Origin of the sequence: Zavarzinia compransoris (genome assembly GCF_003173055.1) — a bacterium.
Lineage (GTDB): Bacteria > Pseudomonadota > Alphaproteobacteria > Zavarziniales > Zavarziniaceae > Zavarzinia > Zavarzinia compransoris.
This window is the reverse complement of record NZ_QGLF01000001.1, coordinates 965,750-980,916: the sequence shown is the minus strand read 5'-3', so window position 1 is coordinate 980,916 and position 15,167 is coordinate 965,750. Positions and strand designations below refer to the sequence as shown.

Sequence of the window (15,167 nt, the reverse complement as noted above, 5' to 3'; positions counted from 1 at the left end):
AGCCGGGGTGAAGAGCTTCAGCATGCGGTCAGTCTATTTTTTATGCAAATTGATCATAATTTGTGCATCTGCGGCGTTCTACGCCCCGGGCCTGTCGTTTGGCTGCTGGTGAAGCCGGCGGGCGCATGCCTATGATCCGGGCATGCAGGCGCTCAATCCTCTCTTCGCCGGTCTCGGCACCACCATCTTCACCGTCATGTCGGCCCTGGCGGTCGAGCATCAGGCGATCAACCTCGGCCAGGGCTTCCCGGACGAGGATGGTCCCCTGGACGTCCGGGAGGAGGCGGCCCGGGTCCTGATCGAGGGGCCGAACCAATATCCGCCCATGATGGGCCTGCCGGCGCTGCGCCAGGCGGTCGCCGACCACGACCGCCGTTTCTACGGCCTCGACTACGACTGGTCGCGGGAAGTGCTGGTCACCTCGGGCGCGACCGAGGCGCTGGGGGCGGCGCTGATCGCCCTGCTGTCGCCGGGCGACGAGGTCGTGCTGTTCGAGCCGCTTTACGATTCCTACCTGCCGATCATCCGGCAGGCGGGAGCGGTGCCGCGCCTCGTCCGCCTGCAGCCGCCCGACTGGTCGATCCCGCTGGACGGCCTTGCCGCCGCCTTCAATGCCCGCACCCGCCTCGTGCTGTTCAATACGCCGATGAACCCGACCGGCAAGGTGTTCTCGCCGGCCGAACTGACGGCGATCGCCGATCTGGCCCGGGCGCACGACGCCTATGTCCTCTGCGACGAGGTTTACGAGCACCTGGTCTTTTCCGGCCATGCCCATGTCCCGATCGCCACCCTGCCGGGCATGCGCGAGCGCACGGTTCGGATCGGCTCCGCCGGCAAGACCTTTTCCCTGACCGGCTGGAAGGTCGGCTATCTGTCGGGCCCGGCGGCGATGATCGGCGTGATCGCCAAGGTGCACCAATTCCTCACCTTCACCACGCCGCCCAATCTCCAGGCCGGGGTCGCCCTCGGCCTGCGCAAGGGGGGCGACTATTTCGCCGGCCTCGCCGCCGCGCTGGAAGCGAAGCGCGACCGGCTGACGGCGGGCCTCCGCGCGGTCGGCTATGCGACCTTGCCGGTCGCCGGCAGCTATTTCGTCACCGCCGACATCCGCGGCACCGGCCCCGCCCTGCCGGACGACGACTATTGCCAGTGGCTGACCCGCCATGTCGGCGTCGCGGCGGTCCCGGTCAGCGCCTTCTACGGTGGCGAGGCGGCACCGCGCCACCTGATCCGCTTCTGCTTCTGCAAGCGCGACGAGATCCTCGACGCCGCCATCGCCCGCCTGGCCCAAGGACTGAAGACAGCGGCCTGACGCGAACGGCCATGGCGGCTTTGGTCACTTCACCGGCAAGGGCTTACCCTTGGCGTCGAAAAAAGGGAACTTCGTTCCGGTCATAGGGCTGTTTCGCCCATGCCAACCCTTAAACTCTTGCCCGGTATCCTGGCTTCTTTTGGAGGACATTGACGCAGGAGGGATTTTTCATGCCGAAATTCTTCATTGAAGACTCAGAATATCTTTTGCGTATTTATCGCGATGAAATTTGTTTGCCATACCCTTTCGTCACCTCCGAGCAGCGTCTGCCCTATGTGCTGTGTTTTGGTGACGAAGTTGGACAGGCCAGGGCCCGACTCGACAGGCAGGCGTGGCTTCCCTCGGAAGAAATTTGTCGGGCGACTGCAGAAGCCTATGTCCAGTGGCTGGGGGCCAGCGGCGCCGTTCCGGAGCCGCTGGCAACAAATGTGCGGCTGTCCGATATCGCCGACGATGGTACGTTGATACTCCAGCCGGTCCGCTATGAGGATTACGCTCGTACGAATCTGGTCATGGATTGGCCGGCGGGGCCATCGCTCAGGGAGCGTGAGAAGGGCCGGCTCGCCCCTCTGCGGGAGAGTGAATTCGCCAATCCGATGGGTGTCAGCATTCTGGCCGTGAACACCTTGGGGGAAGTCCCGCTTCAGATCCGCTCACAATCGATAGCTGTCCGTCCGGGCATGATTTGCTCAACGGCATCGGGGGGACTGGACATCGGCGATATCCCCTCCGCGTCGAGCTGCATGGCAGAATGGCGGCTCATGCGGGAACTTGAGGAGGAAATGGGGACCGGACTGGCGGGCCGCCTCGGCGCACCGCAAGTGCTGGGTCTCGCGCGGGAGCTTTCGCGCGGCGGTCAGCCGGAACTCTTTCTCGTCGCCGAGGGGGATTTCAGCCGTGACGATGTGCTGCGCTCAATACGAGCGACGGCGATGTGGGAGACGCATGACATTATCTTCCTGCAATTTCCACGGCGGAATGCCGGCTTCGACCTGTCCGGCGCCGCACAGGCCATGGACGCATTCGACCGCGCATATGGGACACGCGTCGCACAGCCGTTACGAGCCCACGTCAGTCTTTGGTTCCGATTCCTGGCCCGATCAGGCTTGCTGATCGGCCCCGGCCAGTGACGGAGAGGCGCCCTGGCCCTGTCAGAAATTGCCCAGTCGTTTCCACGGCGACAAGGGGTGACAGGGATCCCGATCGTCAGGATCGGCAAGCACCGGAGCCGATCGCATTTCATCATCCGTCAGCAACGACAGACCCGCCGCCAGGCTTTGCGAGCAGATCGTGTCCACGATGCCCTGCAGGCTCAGCAATTGCATGGATGGCAATGGCCAGATATTCGCCGTCCTGTCGCCCGAGGCCGTCGCCACATATCTGCCATCGGGCGAGAAGGTCGCCGCGAACACCTCGCTGCCGTGACCGATCAAGGCATATACAAGGTCATGTGTATCCGCGTCATAGATACGCGCCTGTTTGAACGCCTCCGACGCGACGACGATGAGTTTGTCGTCCGGAGAAAATTGCGCGCCCCAAATCGAGTCGCCCGGCGAGGTGATCGCATCGCCGATCTGCTGGCAGTTGCGCGCATCCCAAATGCGTATGCTGCGATCTTCAGAGGCCGTAATGACACGGGTACCGTCGTGCGAGAAATTCACGTCACGCAATGCCGCCTTGTGTCCGATCAGCGGGCAGACCTCTTCGCCGCCGGACGTATTCCAAACATATCCGTCTTCATAGGATACGGATACCGCTCGTGTTCCATCGGGAGAGAATGCCGCCGAGGCGGCCCCGGCAATGTGGGAAAAGGCTGTGATCGGCGCTTGCCGCTGATCGATGTCCCAGATCTGGGCGGAGTTGTCGCGCGAGGCGGTGATGATTTTGCTGCCGTCGCGCGAAAACTCGACATCCATCACCTTTGCGCGGTGAATGAATGGCTCTCCATTCTGGCAATCGTCGCTTTCGCGATTTCCGCAGTTCCGCCAATTCCAGAGACGGACTTCGTTATCGTTGACAAGTGCGGTCGCGAGCAATCGCCCGTCGGGTGAGAACGTAATGGACTGGGTTATGCCCGTGGCAATCTCGGCCAATAGATCGCCGCTGTCGGCGTCCCATACACGCGTGTTCGAGCCTTCTTTATCCTCTCCCTTCAAAGAGGCGGTGGCTACCTTCTCACCCTCGAAAGAGGCGGTGGCTACATATCGGCCGTCCGGAGAAAATGCGACGGAGCGGACGCGTGCCAGGTGACCGGACAGTTTTCTTACCATCTCCCCCTGAAAGAAATCCGACCGCCAGCGCCGGGACTGCCCGTCCGCGCTGGCGGTAACGAATGATTTGCCGTCGCGAGCGAAGTGAACCGACCATATGCTGTTTTCGTGTCCTGCATATTCGAATACGAGATCGTCGCTCTCCGCATCCCACAGCCGCGCTATTCTGTTGTCGCCGACAGAGACTATATGCCGGCCATCAGGGGAGAAGGCGGCGCCGCGCACCGATCCACCATGGTTGTATTCCCGAATGATCCGCCGTGTTTCGGCGTCCAGCATACGAACCGCCTTGCCGGACGCGACCAGCAGCCGCCGCCCGTTCGGGGCGAAAATCAGCTGACGCATGTATTCGTCGGGCAGCTTGAGGAAATTGGCAAAGGTGCCGGTTTTCAGATTCAGTAGACTGATGTAACCATTTTGATAGCCGACTGCGAGGATCTCCTCGTCGTCGCTGACGGCAAAGACCGTGTTGCCGCGGTTCGCTTCCTGCGGACGGGGAATAGGCATCAGCATAGCGCCACTGCGCGGTTCCCAGATATGGACCTCACCGTCGTCCGAAGCTGAAATAATGCTTGCGCCATCCCGCCTGAACGACAGTTGGGAAATGCGCCGACTATGATTTTCGTAGCGAAATACGAGTTTTCCGTTCGCGACGTCCCAAACCCATACTTTCCCATCACCGGTTCCGGTCGCGAGCAATGCTCCATCGGGCGAGAACGTGGCCTGGAAAATCTGCAGGGGACGAGGCCTGCCCTCATTGTGGTCCAGCACATGAAGCGCCGTCCCGTCACCATCGGTGCGCCAGATACGCGCCGTGCCATCGAACGAGACTGACGCTACGAGTTTCTCGTCATGCGAGAAGACGGCCTGCTCAACCTTATCGGTGTGCCCCTCGAACTGCCGCATCATTACACCCGTGCGGGCGTCCCACAGGGCGACCGTGCGATCGTAAGATGCGGTAAGAATCATCGAACTGTCGGATGTCAGATAGGTGGAACGGACTTGGTCCCGGTGATGCAGGGCGGCGAGAGCACCGGAGGTCATCTGTTGTAACCGAAGGATGTCTTCCGCGGCCGAGGCGTCGAAGCCGATGATCGGAGAATCGTGACCATTTATACTGGCAAGCGCATACCTTGCCGCCCGGTCCGCATGGCCGTCATTGAGGGCATTCCGGGCGAGCGCGGCCAATGTGTCGGAACGCCGCTGGTTGAGCCCCTGGGTCGTGCTCAGGACCCCGAAAATGCCGAGCATCAGCACGGCAAGCATGGCCATCAACAGGGCAAACCCGCGCCGCTGCAGGCGTCTGTTGTGCTCGATCTGCTGGCGTATTTCCTCGAGGCGTGAGGCTTCGCGCGCGGTCTCCTCATTCTCGGCTTGGCGGCAGATCGCCACATAACGCGCCGCCTGAGCCCCGGCAACAGCGGAGAAATCGGGCCGCGTCATCACCTCTTCGGCCGCCAGCAGCCGCAGTCCGCGATGCTGCAGCCATTCGACGCCCGCTTCGGCGGCGCCGTTGTCCAGCCAATCCTGTGTTGCGCGCCTTACGCTTTCCAGTGCCGCCAAAGCGGTCTGTTCTTCATCAAGCCAGCGTTGAAGCAAAAACCATTGTCGCAGCAGCGCTTCATGAGCGGGTTCGACGGTGCCTTCGAGCGGATTGCGACCGCGGTTATCGGAGTAAAGAAGGCGCTGATCGACCAGCAGGCGGACCAGCGGCTTCGTTTCGTCCGGCAGGCTTGCGAACACAGCGACCCGCCGGCGGGGCGAGCGGGTTTCCGGATTGATCCCTGCGAGCCAGGGAATAAAGGCCCGCCGCAGCAGAGCTTCCAGTTCGATGCGCGATTTCGGCAATTCAGGGATGGCCCTGGCTTTGGCCAGAGCTTCTTCAATCGCCGCTTCCATGGATCCCTGAAGGCCGCCCAGATACTCATAGTCCGCAAGGGTCAGCACCCCGCCTGATCCATGCAGGCGCAGCAGACGCTCCAATGTGAACGCGACGAGCGGCAAGGCGTCCGCGGCATCGAACTCTTCCAGAAGGCGCTGTATGAGGGCAGGCTCGACCTTCAGCGGCGGTTTCGCCAAACGCGCGGGGCCTTCGACGACGACGTGAAGCATGCCGGGCGCAATCCGTGGCAAAGTGAAGGCCGTCTGCGAATCGCGCATGAGCCCATTCTGCACCGCCTCGTAAGAGTCGGTTCGCACAGTGCTGAGGACCAGGATGTCCTGGTCTTCAAGTACGGCGGCTTCCAGCATTTCACAAAAGGCAGCCTGTTCCTTATTGTCTCCGGTAAATAATTCCTCCGCCTGATCGATCGGGATAACCACCGTCAATCGTTTCTGATTGTAGGTTTCATTGCCGGCAGCCGCGAATGCGTGAATGCGTTCAGCAGCGCGGTTGCGAACTGCCGAAATAATGTCGGCCAGTTCTCGCCCCCCTCCTGCGAGGGTCGTCTTCCGCCCCGCAAGGCGGGAAATGCTGGCAGCGAGGCCATACGCTCCCGACACGGCCGCGCGCTCAGGACGAACGACCGGGGCGACGAGGAAATTCGTTTCGTCGCGCGCCAGCCGGGCGACGAGGCCGGCCCGCAGGAACGACGACTTGCCCGCCCCCGAGGCCCCGAGGATGCTCAGCATCCGCTTGGCCGGCGTGTTCCGCATCTTGCGCAATTCATCGAGACCAAGCGCGATCTCGGCTTCACGGCCGAAGAAGATCGCGGCGTCCTGCACATCGAGCGCATGCAAGCCGCGATAGACCGGTCGCAGCGGCTCATTCTGCGGTGGCCAGTTGAAGCTCTCCGGATGTACGCCCGCGCGCTTCATCCCGATCTTCAGTGTTTCTAAGCCTTTGGCCTCCATTTCCGGCGTGGAAATATCGGCAATCTGATATTTATTGAATGATTCTGTGATCTTGTTTTCTTGATAAGGGGTTATTATTACCGGGAATATGTTTTTTCCAAGAAAATCTGCGACACGAAATTCTGTCACGCACCAACTTGAACTCAGCCAGTTCGGCGAAATTAATAGAATGACAGCAGTGCAGGACGCGCCCGCTCGCGTCAATTCATCATGCCAGCGCTGGCCAGCCGAGATACCTCTCTCCGGATCGAGATCGAGAAAAATCTGGTCCCAGCCGTTCGCTCTCAGCCAATCGCGCATATAGACCGCGCGTGCATTGTCCTCGCTGGAGTGACTGATGAAGATCACGCTCACAACTGTCTTTCCTGCTTCCGATCAGGGTAGTAGACACGGATTTGTTGCAATTTTTGTGACGACACGTGTGGCCCGAGCGGGCCCCCCGGATAACCGGGATCGCCTTCCAGCGCTTTGTGCCCCCAAGCGCTCCACGCCATTTCCCGGTGGCGGTAGCTGACGAACACCTTGGTGGTGAGAGGGGGGCATTTTAGGCCCTGTCGCCATTCCGCACGCTCCGCCTACATACCGATCGACCATTACCATCAAGGATAGCATCGGGCGGGCGGATAAGTACCATTGAATTCACTGCGCCATCGGCAATCCGGCCTCGGACGCGATTCCGTCGCGTCCGAAGACAGCGGCTTGACGCGAACGGCCGGGCGGCGTATACGCACGGCCTCTGCGGCGGGTGTAGCTCAGTTGGTTAGAGCGCCAGATTGTGGCTCTGGAGGTCGCGGGTTCGAGACCCGTCACTCGCCCCATTTATCTTGAAGGCCATCCCTTGCGGATGGCCTTCGCGTTTCCGGGCCGGTTTCCCTTCGCTTTTGCACAAATGCGGGCCTGCGGGCAGTTGACCGCCGTCGACGATTGTGAGACTGGGGCAGGGCGGGACGGCCGAGGTCGGTGAGGCGCCGTTTCCCGGAGGGTTTCGTGCGATGGTCGAGCTTGCCCGCAATCCCCTGGTCGAACTGCCGGAACGGCGGGACGGTATCGTCTTCGCATTTCATATCGTCGACGGCCTGGGCCGCCGGCTGGTCGGCTGGGACGCGGTCGACCACGCCATGGCGGACGAGGCGGGCTTCGTCTGGCTGCATCTCGACCTGTCCGTGCGCCGGGCGCGGGAATGGATCGCGCTCGCGCCGACGATTCCCGAAGACCTGCGCCACGAATTGGGCGCCAGCGACGTCCGCACCCGGCTGGAGCAGTACCAGGGCACGATCTTCGGCGTCTTCACCGACATGCTCTATGACATAGATCCGGACCTGACCGAGATTTCGACGGTCAGGATCTTCGGCTCCGGGCGTCTCGTGGTCAGTGCCCGCCGCCATCCATCGCGGACCATGGACAAGCTGCGCCGCGCCCTCTACGACGGCCACCGGCTGCGCGGGCCCGCCGACCTGATCGCGACCATGCTGGCCAATCTGGCCGAGACGGTCGAAATGGCCGTGGTCGAACTCATCGTCTCCCTCGACGAGATCGAGGACCGCCTGCTCGAAGGGCGGCGCTCCAGCGCCCGGGAAGACCTGGGCGCGGTGCGCCGCTTCGCCGTCCGCCTGCACCGCCACCTCGCCCTGAAGCGCAGGGCGGTGTTCCAGGTCTGCGCCCGGCCGCCGGTCTTCTTCAGCGAGGAGGACGGCGTCGATCTCCGCGAGGCGATCGAGCAATTGGGGGCGGTGGTCGACGATCTCGTCTCGGCCCAGGAACGGGCCAAGCTGCTTTACGAAGAAATGGCCGCCCAGCAGGCCGAACTCGCCAACCGCAACCTGCTGATTCTCTCGGTGCTGACCGCGGTGTTCCTGCCGATGACCCTGGTCACCGGCATTTTCGGGATGAATGTCGCTGGCCTGCCCGGCCTCGTGAATGTCCATGCCTTCTGGTGGACCATGCTGGGCATGGCGGTGGTCGGCCTTGCCGCCTTCTTCGGCCTCCGCCGTCTCAACATTTTCTGAGCCATGAGCGGCGCTTCCCTGGCTTTTCCCCTGGTGTTCTATTCGCCGCCGCTGCGCAAGGTGGTGGCGCAGGGCGCGGAATGGACCTTCGAGACCCTGGTGGTCGGGCGCGACGGCAAGGCCCGGCGCCTGCCGGGTGCCGCCCGCTTTTCCGAGGCGGAGGGGCGGAAGGCCTGCGCCGCCCATGTCATCGCCCAGATGCGCGTCGACCGCGACACCGCAAACCGGCGCGGGCGGGGCTCGATCGGCCTCGTCGCCATCGTCGACCTTGCGTCCTGGGATGACCTGTGTCTCGCCTATGGTGTCCCCGAGAGCGGGGCGAAAGGGGGATAGACGTGTCCGCCATCGCCATCACCCTGGTCCGGCACGGCCGGCAGAACGCCGGCTTCGGTGCCGATGCCGATCCCGGCCTCGATCCCGTGGGCGAGGAGCAGGCCCGCGCCATGGCCGGGCTGATCGGCCCCAGCGACGGGCGCCGCCTGGTCGTCAGCCCCTTGCGCCGCGCCCGCCTGACCGCGGCGGCGCTCGAAGCCGCCTGGGGCATCGCCGCCGAGGTCGAGCCCCGGATCGCCGAAGTGCCGACCCGAGGCCTGTCGCTGGCCGAGCGCGGCGCCTGGCTGCGCCCCTTCCTCCAGGGCCGCTGGTCGGACCAGCCGAACCACCTGCGGGCCTGGCGCCGCGGCCTTCACGACTATTTCGCGGCGGTGACGGCGCCCGGCGTCTTCGTCACCCATTTCGTGGTCATCAATGCCCTGATCGGCCTTGTCACCGACAGCGATCTGGTGACGCCGACCATGCCCGACCATTGTTCCATCAACCGCTTCGCGCTGGACGGCGGGCACCTGCGGCTGGTGGAAACGGGCGCCCAGGCCCGCACGGTGATCGGATGAGCGCCGCCCTGCTGACCCCGGCCGAAATGGCCGAGGCGGACCGCCTGACCATCGCCGCCGGCACCCCCGGCACCGTGCTGATGGAGAATGCCGGCCGTGCCGTCTTTCATGCCATCGTCGCCCGCTATCGGCCGCAGACGGTCGCCGTGCTATGCGGGCCGGGCAACAACGGCGGCGACGGCTGGGTGGTGGCCCGCCTGCTGCGCGACGCCGGCTTCGACGTCCGCCTGGCCAGCCTGGCGCCGGCGGAGCGATTGACGGGCGATGCCGCGGCCATGGCCCGGCGCTGGACGGGGCCGGTCCAGGCCTTCACCCCGGAGGTTCTCGACGGCGCGGGCCTGATCGTCGACGCGGTCTTCGGCGCCGGCCTCGCCCGGGCCATCGACGGTGCGGTCGTCGGGATGATCCGGGCCGTCCGGCCCGGGCAGGCGGTGGTCGCCGTCGACCTGCCCAGCGGCATCAGCGGCGAGACCGGGGCCGAACTCGGCATCGCCTTCACCGCCGACCTGACCGTGACCTTCTTCCGGGCGAAGCCGGGCCATTGGCTCTATCCCGGGCGGGCGCGCTGCGGCCGCCTCGTCGTCGCCGATATCGGCATCGACGCGGGGTGCTTGGACGCGATCGGGCCGCGCCACGCCCTGAACGGGCCGGATCTCTGGGGCGGGGCGTTTCCCCTGCTGCGGACCGACGGCCATAAATACGACCGCGGCCATACGGTGGTCCTGGCGGGCGGACCGCTGAACACCGGCGCCGCGCGGCTGGCGGCGCGGGCGGCGCTGCGCTGCGGCAGCGGCCTCGTCACCACCGTCGCCGGGCCCGAGGCGGCCCTGGTCGTCGCCGCCCATCAGACCGCCTGCATGGTCGCCGCCCTCGAAGGCCCGGCCGATTTCGCCCGCTTTCTCGAAGACGGGCGCCGCAATGCGGTGGTGGTCGGGCCCGCGGCGGGGCTGGACGAGGCGACCTTCGCGGCGGCCCTGGCCGCGGTCTCCTCGGGCGCTGCGGCCGTGCTCGATGCCGATGCCCTGACGGTGATGAAGGGCCGGGCGGGGGAGATCTTCGCGGCGCGCCGCGGCCCCCTGGTGCTCACCCCCCATGACGGCGAATTCGCCCGCGTCTTTCCGGCCCTGGCCGACCTGCCGTCGCGCGCAGCCCGGGCGGCGGCGGCGGCGCGGGACAGCGGCGCGGTCGTCGTGCTGAAGGGCGCGGACAGTTGCATCGCCGCCCCGGACGGGCGGGTGGCGATCAACGGCAATGCCCCGCCCACCCTGGCGACCGCCGGTTCGGGCGACGTGCTGGCCGGCATCGTCGCCGGCCTGATGGCCCAGCGCATGCCGGCCTTCGAGGCGGCGGCGGCCGGCGTCTGGCTGCACGGCCTCGCGGCGCAGGGGGCAGGGCGGGGCATGATCGCGGATGATCTGGTGGAGCGGCTGCCTTTGGCGCTGCAACACACCGAAAATCACTTGCTTGGCATGGGGCAGGCGGGCTAAATCCCGCATCCATCACAGGCCGCGCCGGGTCATGCTGGCGCGGCATTCATCCATGCGGGCGTGGTGGAATTGGTAGACACGCCAGATTTAGGTTCTGGTGGCGCAAGTCGTGGGGGTTCAAGTCCCTCCGCCCGCACCAGAGAGATCCCGGAAGAAAGAGCGATGAACGTAACCGAGACCGCCGCCGACGGCCTGAAGCGCGAATTCCTGATCAGCATCGGTGCGGCCGCCATCGACGCCGAAGTCCAGGTCAAGATCAAGGACCTCTCGACCAAGATCCGGATGCCGGGCTTCCGTCCCGGCAAGGTGCCGGTGAGCCTCGTCGCCAAGACCCATGGCGATGCCGTGCTCGGCGAAGTGCTGCAGCAGAAGGTGAACGAGTCGATCCAGTCGACCCTGACCGAGAAGAACCTCCGCCCGGCGACCGAGCCGAAGGTGGACGTGACCAAGGCCGGCAAGGGCGAAGACCTGGAATTCAAGCTCTCGCTCGAAGTCCTGCCCGAGATCGAACCCGCCGACGTCAAGGACATCGCCCTCGAAAAGCTGGTCGCCCCCGTCTCGGACGAGGAAGTCGACACCATGCTGAAGGGCTTTGCCGACAACCGGAAGAATTTCGTCGCCGAGGAAGGCCGCGTCGCCAAGGCCGGCGATGCCCTGACCATCAATTTCGTCGGCCGCGTCGACGGTGACGTGTTCGAGGGCGGTTCGGCCGACGGCGTCGACCTCGAAATCGGCTCGGGCCGCTTCATCCCCGGCTTCGAGGACCAGCTGGTCGGCTCCAAGGCCGGCGACATCGTGAAGGTGAACGTCACCTTCCCGGCGGATTACGGCGCCAAGGAACTGGCCGGCAAGGATGCCGTGTTCGACGTCGAGGTCAAGGAAGTCAAGGTCTCGGCCGAGATCGTCATCGACGACGAATTCGCCAAGGGCTTCGGCCTCGACGACCTCGAAGCCCTGAAGGCGGCGCTGCGCGAGCAGATCGAGCGCCAGCACGGCCAGCTGACCCGCCAGCGCCTGAAGCGCGACCTGCTGGACGCGCTGGCCGCGCGCCATGATTTCCCGGTGCCGGACAGCCTGGTCGAGATCGAGATCCAGCAGATCGCCCGCCAGCTCAGCGAGACGCCGGAAGGCGAGGAGCTGACCGACGAGAAGAAGGCCGAATTCCGCGAGATCGCGATCCGCCGCGTCCGTCTCGGCCTGCTGCTGGCCGAAGTGGGCCGCCGCGCCAATGTCCAGGTCAAGGCCGAGGAAGTGAACCGCGCGATCATGGAAGAGGCCCGCCGCTGGCCCGGCCAGGAACGCCAGGTGATCGAGTTCTTCCGCAGCAACGAACAGGCCCAGGCCCAGCTGCGCGCCCCGATCTACGAGGACAAGGTCGTCGACCTCCTGCTCGAACAGGCGCAGACCACCGAGCGCGAGGTTTCCCTGGACGAGCTTCAGAAGGATCCGGACGAGGAAACCGAAGCCGCCGCCTGAGCCCGGCCGCAATCGCATCGACAAGCCCCGGATCGGCCTGATCCGGGGCTTTTCACGTGAAGGGGGAGCCATGTCGGTCCGCAAGATCCAATTCCTGCTGGCGTCCGTCTTCTTCGTGCTCGGGGGCTGGTGCCTGGTCGCGCCGCAGTCGGTGCTGGACCTGACCGTGACGCCGGCCTACCGGGGCGACGATCCGGTCGTGCCCATTCTGGTCGGGTGCTTCGGCGCCCAGGCGCTGCTGTCCGGCCTGTTCGCCGCCTTCTCGCGCTTCACCCGCGCCACTTTTCTCGCCTATGGCATCGCCCTGCTGCCGTTTTTCGTCTTCAACTACTGGTTCTTCGTGGTCGAGCCCATGCTGACCTGGATCGGCCTGCTGGACGCCCTCGGCAATGCGGTCATGCTGGGGTTGTGCGTGCTCGGCTGGCGGGCGGCGGGGCGCGAATAGCAAATCTTCATCCGCTTTCTTGAAATTGCCACGATGCATCGACAGATGCTAACCGTTGAGCATAGCCCTGCCGTCCAGATTCGGATGACGGGCAGGGGGCAGGAGACGACGTGATGATGAAGGATCCGTACGAGTTCACCATGAACACCCTGGTGCCCATGGTGGTCGAGCAGACGGCAAGGGGCGAGCGGGCCTTCGACATCTATTCCCGCCTGCTGAAGGAGAGAATCATTTTCCTGGTCGGCCCGGTCAACGACGCGGTCTCGTCGCTGATCACCGCCCAGCTGCTGTTCCTCGAAGCCGAAAACCCGAAGAAGGACATCGCCCTCTATATCAATTCGCCGGGCGGCGTCGTCACCTCGGGCCTCGGCATCTACGACACGATGCAGTACATCAAGCCGAAGGTTTCGACCGTCTGCTTCGGCCAGGCCTGTTCGATGGGCTCGCTCCTGCTCGCCGCCGGCGCGGCGGGCCAGCGCATCGCCCTGCCGAATTCGCGCATCATGGTGCACCAGCCCTCGGGCGGTGCCCAGGGCCAGGCGACGGACATCGAGATCCAGGCCCGCGAGATCCTGGCGCTCAGGAAGCGGCTGAACGAAATCTATGTCCAGCACACGGGCCAGCCCTTCGAGAAGATCGAGGCGGCGCTGGAGCGCGACAACTTCATGACGGCCGATCAGGCCAAGGATTTCGGCCTGATCGACCAGGTGTTCAGCGCCCGGCCGGATCCGGAGGCGGACAAGGCCGCGGCCTGACCGGCGATCGGCGGGGCGGTCCCGGATCGGGATTCGCCCCGCTGCGGTGCGATTGTTTACCTTGAAGCAAGCCCTTCACGGCTAAACATGACTTGATAGGCAACCGGGAGCCATGCTCGTATCGCAGCATGGTGGGCACCGGAGCGGTGCCTGACTCGTGCCCCGACGGGCAGGGCGGTCGCCGCGCCAGAACATAGGCGCTTCTCGGCGCCCGCCGCCCGTTTAGAGAAAGTCTCTTGTGCAATGCACAAAAAGGCTTCTACGATCGGGGGGCGGGGATTGGGATGGAGTGAAGATGACCAAGCTCAGCGGCAGCGACTCCAAGAACACCCTGTACTGCTCTTTCTGCGGGAAGAGCCAGCACGAGGTGCGCAAGCTCATTGCCGGCCCGACCGTTTTCATCTGCGATGAATGCGTCGAGCTGTGCATGGACATCATTCGCGAGGAGCACAAGTCCGCCCTCGTGAAGACCAGGGACGGGGTCCCGACGCCGCAGGATATCTGCCGCGTGCTGGACGACTATGTGATCGGCCAGTATCACGCCAAGCGGGTGCTGTCCGTCGCCGTCCACAACCACTACAAGCGTCTCAGCCACGCGGCGAAGAACAACGACGTCGAACTGGCGAAGTCGAACATCCTGCTGATCGGGCCGACCGGCTGCGGCAAGACGCTGCTGGCCCAGACCCTGGCCCGCATCCTGGACGTGCCCTTCACGATGGCGGATGCGACCACGCTGACCGAAGCCGGCTATGTCGGCGAGGACGTGGAAAACATCATCCTGAAGCTGCTCCAGGCCGCCGACTACAATGTCGAGCGGGCGCAGCGCGGCATCGTCTATATCGACGAAGTGGACAAGATCAGCCGCAAGTCCGACAACCCGTCGATCACCCGCGACGTCTCGGGCGAGGGCGTGCAGCAGGCCTTGCTGAAGATCATGGAAGGCACGGTCGCCAGCGTTCCGCCCCAGGGCGGCCGCAAGCATCCGCAGCAGGAATTCCTGCAGGTGGATACGACCAACATCCTGTTCATCTGCGGCGGCGCCTTCGCCGGCCTCGAGAAGATCATCGCCGGGCGGCGCCAGGGCAAGTCGATCGGCTTCGGCGCCGAGGTCAAGGGGCCGGACGATCGCGGCACGGGCGAGATCCTCCGCGATATCGAGCCGGAAGACCTGCTGAAATTCGGCCTGATCCCCGAATTCGTCGGTCGCCTGCCGGTGATCGCGACCCTGAACGACCTTTCCGAGGAAGCGCTGGTCGAGATCCTGTCGGCGCCGAAGAATGCGCTGCTGAAGCAGTACCAGCGCCTGTTCGAGATGGAGGACACCAAGCTGACCTTCGCCGAGGATGCGCTGAAGGCCGTCGCCCGCAAGGCGATCGCCCGCAAGACCGGCGCCCGGGGCCTGCGCTCGATCATGGAGAGCATCCTGCTCGACACCATGTTCGACCTGCCCGGCCTTGCCGATGTCGACGAGGTGGTGATCAATGCCGAAGTGGTCGAAGGGCGGGCCAAGCCGCTCTATTCCCACGCCGCGCGGCGTGAGGACAAGGCCAGCGGTGCCTGACGGCGGGGCATACGTCAAGCGCAACGGCGCCCCCCTTGAAGCGGGGCGCCGCCAGCCACATCTCGTTAATAATTCAAGTCGCGATACGGTCACACGCGTTGCGGTGAGAAGC

General features: G+C 64.7%; 11 protein-coding genes and 2 tRNA genes. 12 read left to right on the top strand and 1 reads right to left on the bottom strand.

Annotation, left to right across the window (positions count from 1 at the left end):
• The first annotated feature begins 142 nt into the window (after window positions 1–142).
• Together DKG75_RS04810 and DKG75_RS04805 are read left to right on the top strand one after the other, a co-directional pair.
• A complete protein-coding gene (locus DKG75_RS04810) occupies window positions 143–1,312 on the top strand; it encodes an aminotransferase (RefSeq protein ID WP_109919907.1) in 1,170 nt (389 codons plus the stop codon).
• Between the two features lie 170 nt (window positions 1,313–1,482).
• Window positions 1,483–2,442: an NUDIX hydrolase gene (locus DKG75_RS04805; protein ID WP_109919906.1), complete on the top strand. Its 960-nt coding sequence runs from the start codon at window positions 1,483–1,485 to the stop codon at window positions 2,440–2,442.
• Between the two features lie 21 nt (window positions 2,443–2,463).
• On the opposite strand, the gene DKG75_RS04800 is transcribed toward DKG75_RS04805, so the two are convergent.
• Window positions 2,464–6,789 (bottom strand): nSTAND1 domain-containing NTPase, encoded by a 4,326-nt coding sequence (locus DKG75_RS04800; RefSeq protein ID WP_109919905.1) that lies wholly within the window; start codon window positions 6,787–6,789, stop codon window positions 2,464–2,466.
• 387 nt (window positions 6,790–7,176) lie between these two features.
• On the opposite strand from DKG75_RS04800, the gene DKG75_RS04795 reads away from it, so the two are divergent.
• The 10 genes from DKG75_RS04795 to clpX all read left to right on the top strand — a co-directional run bounded on the left by DKG75_RS04795 (window position 7,177) and on the right by clpX (window position 15,055).
• A tRNA-His gene (locus tag DKG75_RS04795) sits at window positions 7,177–7,253 on the top strand.
• A 174-nt stretch (window positions 7,254–7,427) separates the two neighbouring features.
• Window positions 7,428–8,441: a CorA family divalent cation transporter gene (locus DKG75_RS04790; protein WP_109919904.1), complete on the top strand. Its 1,014-nt coding sequence runs from the start codon at window positions 7,428–7,430 to the stop codon at window positions 8,439–8,441.
• Between the two features lie 3 nt (window positions 8,442–8,444).
• Entirely contained in the window at window positions 8,445–8,774 is a 330-nt protein-coding gene (locus DKG75_RS04785; RefSeq protein WP_109919903.1) for a hypothetical protein, read from the top strand.
• A gap of 2 nt (window positions 8,775–8,776) precedes the next feature.
• The gene (locus DKG75_RS04780) at window positions 8,777–9,331 is read left to right on the top strand and encodes a histidine phosphatase family protein (RefSeq protein WP_166646337.1); all 555 of its coding nucleotides are present in this window, start codon (window positions 8,777–8,779) and stop codon (window positions 9,329–9,331) included.
• On the top strand, window positions 9,328–10,818 hold the full coding sequence (locus DKG75_RS04775) for an NAD(P)H-hydrate dehydratase (protein ID WP_208111941.1): 1,491 nt from the start codon (window positions 9,328–9,330) through the stop codon (window positions 10,816–10,818). Before DKG75_RS04780 ends, DKG75_RS04775 begins: the two co-directional genes overlap by 4 nt.
• Window positions 10,819–10,872: 54 nt before the next feature.
• Window positions 10,873–10,957: transfer RNA gene (locus tag DKG75_RS04770), tRNA-Leu, on the top strand.
• Window positions 10,958–10,980: 23 nt separating this feature from the next.
• A complete protein-coding gene (gene tig / locus DKG75_RS04765) occupies window positions 10,981–12,294 on the top strand; it encodes a trigger factor (RefSeq protein WP_109919901.1) in 1,314 nt (437 codons plus the stop codon).
• A 70-nt stretch (window positions 12,295–12,364) separates the two neighbouring features.
• The gene (locus tag DKG75_RS04760) at window positions 12,365–12,739 is read left to right on the top strand and encodes a hypothetical protein (protein ID WP_109919900.1); all 375 of its coding nucleotides are present in this window, start codon (window positions 12,365–12,367) and stop codon (window positions 12,737–12,739) included.
• A gap of 113 nt (window positions 12,740–12,852) precedes the next feature.
• On the top strand, window positions 12,853–13,494 hold the full coding sequence (gene clpP / locus DKG75_RS04755; RefSeq protein WP_341809835.1) for an ATP-dependent Clp endopeptidase proteolytic subunit ClpP: 642 nt from the start codon (window positions 12,853–12,855) through the stop codon (window positions 13,492–13,494).
• A 295-nt stretch (window positions 13,495–13,789) separates the two neighbouring features.
• Window positions 13,790–15,055 (top strand): ATP-dependent Clp protease ATP-binding subunit ClpX, encoded by a 1,266-nt coding sequence (gene clpX / locus DKG75_RS04750; protein WP_109919899.1) that lies wholly within the window; start codon window positions 13,790–13,792, stop codon window positions 15,053–15,055.
• The last annotated feature ends 112 nt before the right edge of the window (window positions 15,056–15,167 follow it).

Bases quoted from the DNA above. Each gene is read 5' to 3' on its own strand.
- DKG75_RS04810 (WP_109919907.1), top strand. From the start codon at position 143: ATGCAGGCGCTCAATCCTCTCTTCGCCGGTCTCGGCACCACCATCTTC.
- DKG75_RS04805 (WP_109919906.1), top strand. From the start codon at position 1,483: ATGCCGAAATTCTTCATTGAAGACTCAGAATATCTTTTGCGTATTTAT.
- DKG75_RS04790 (WP_109919904.1), top strand. From the start codon at position 7,428: ATGGTCGAGCTTGCCCGCAATCCCCTGGTCGAACTGCCGGAACGGCGG.
- DKG75_RS04785 (WP_109919903.1), top strand. From the start codon at position 8,445: ATGAGCGGCGCTTCCCTGGCTTTTCCCCTGGTGTTCTATTCGCCGCCG.
- DKG75_RS04775 (WP_208111941.1), top strand. From the start codon at position 9,328: ATGAGCGCCGCCCTGCTGACCCCGGCCGAAATGGCCGAGGCGGACCGC.
- tig (WP_109919901.1), top strand. From the start codon at position 10,981: ATGAACGTAACCGAGACCGCCGCCGACGGCCTGAAGCGCGAATTCCTG.
- DKG75_RS04760 (WP_109919900.1), top strand. From the start codon at position 12,365: ATGTCGGTCCGCAAGATCCAATTCCTGCTGGCGTCCGTCTTCTTCGTG.
- clpP (WP_341809835.1), top strand. From the start codon at position 12,853: ATGATGAAGGATCCGTACGAGTTCACCATGAACACCCTGGTGCCCATG.
- clpX (WP_109919899.1), top strand. From the start codon at position 13,790: ATGACCAAGCTCAGCGGCAGCGACTCCAAGAACACCCTGTACTGCTCT.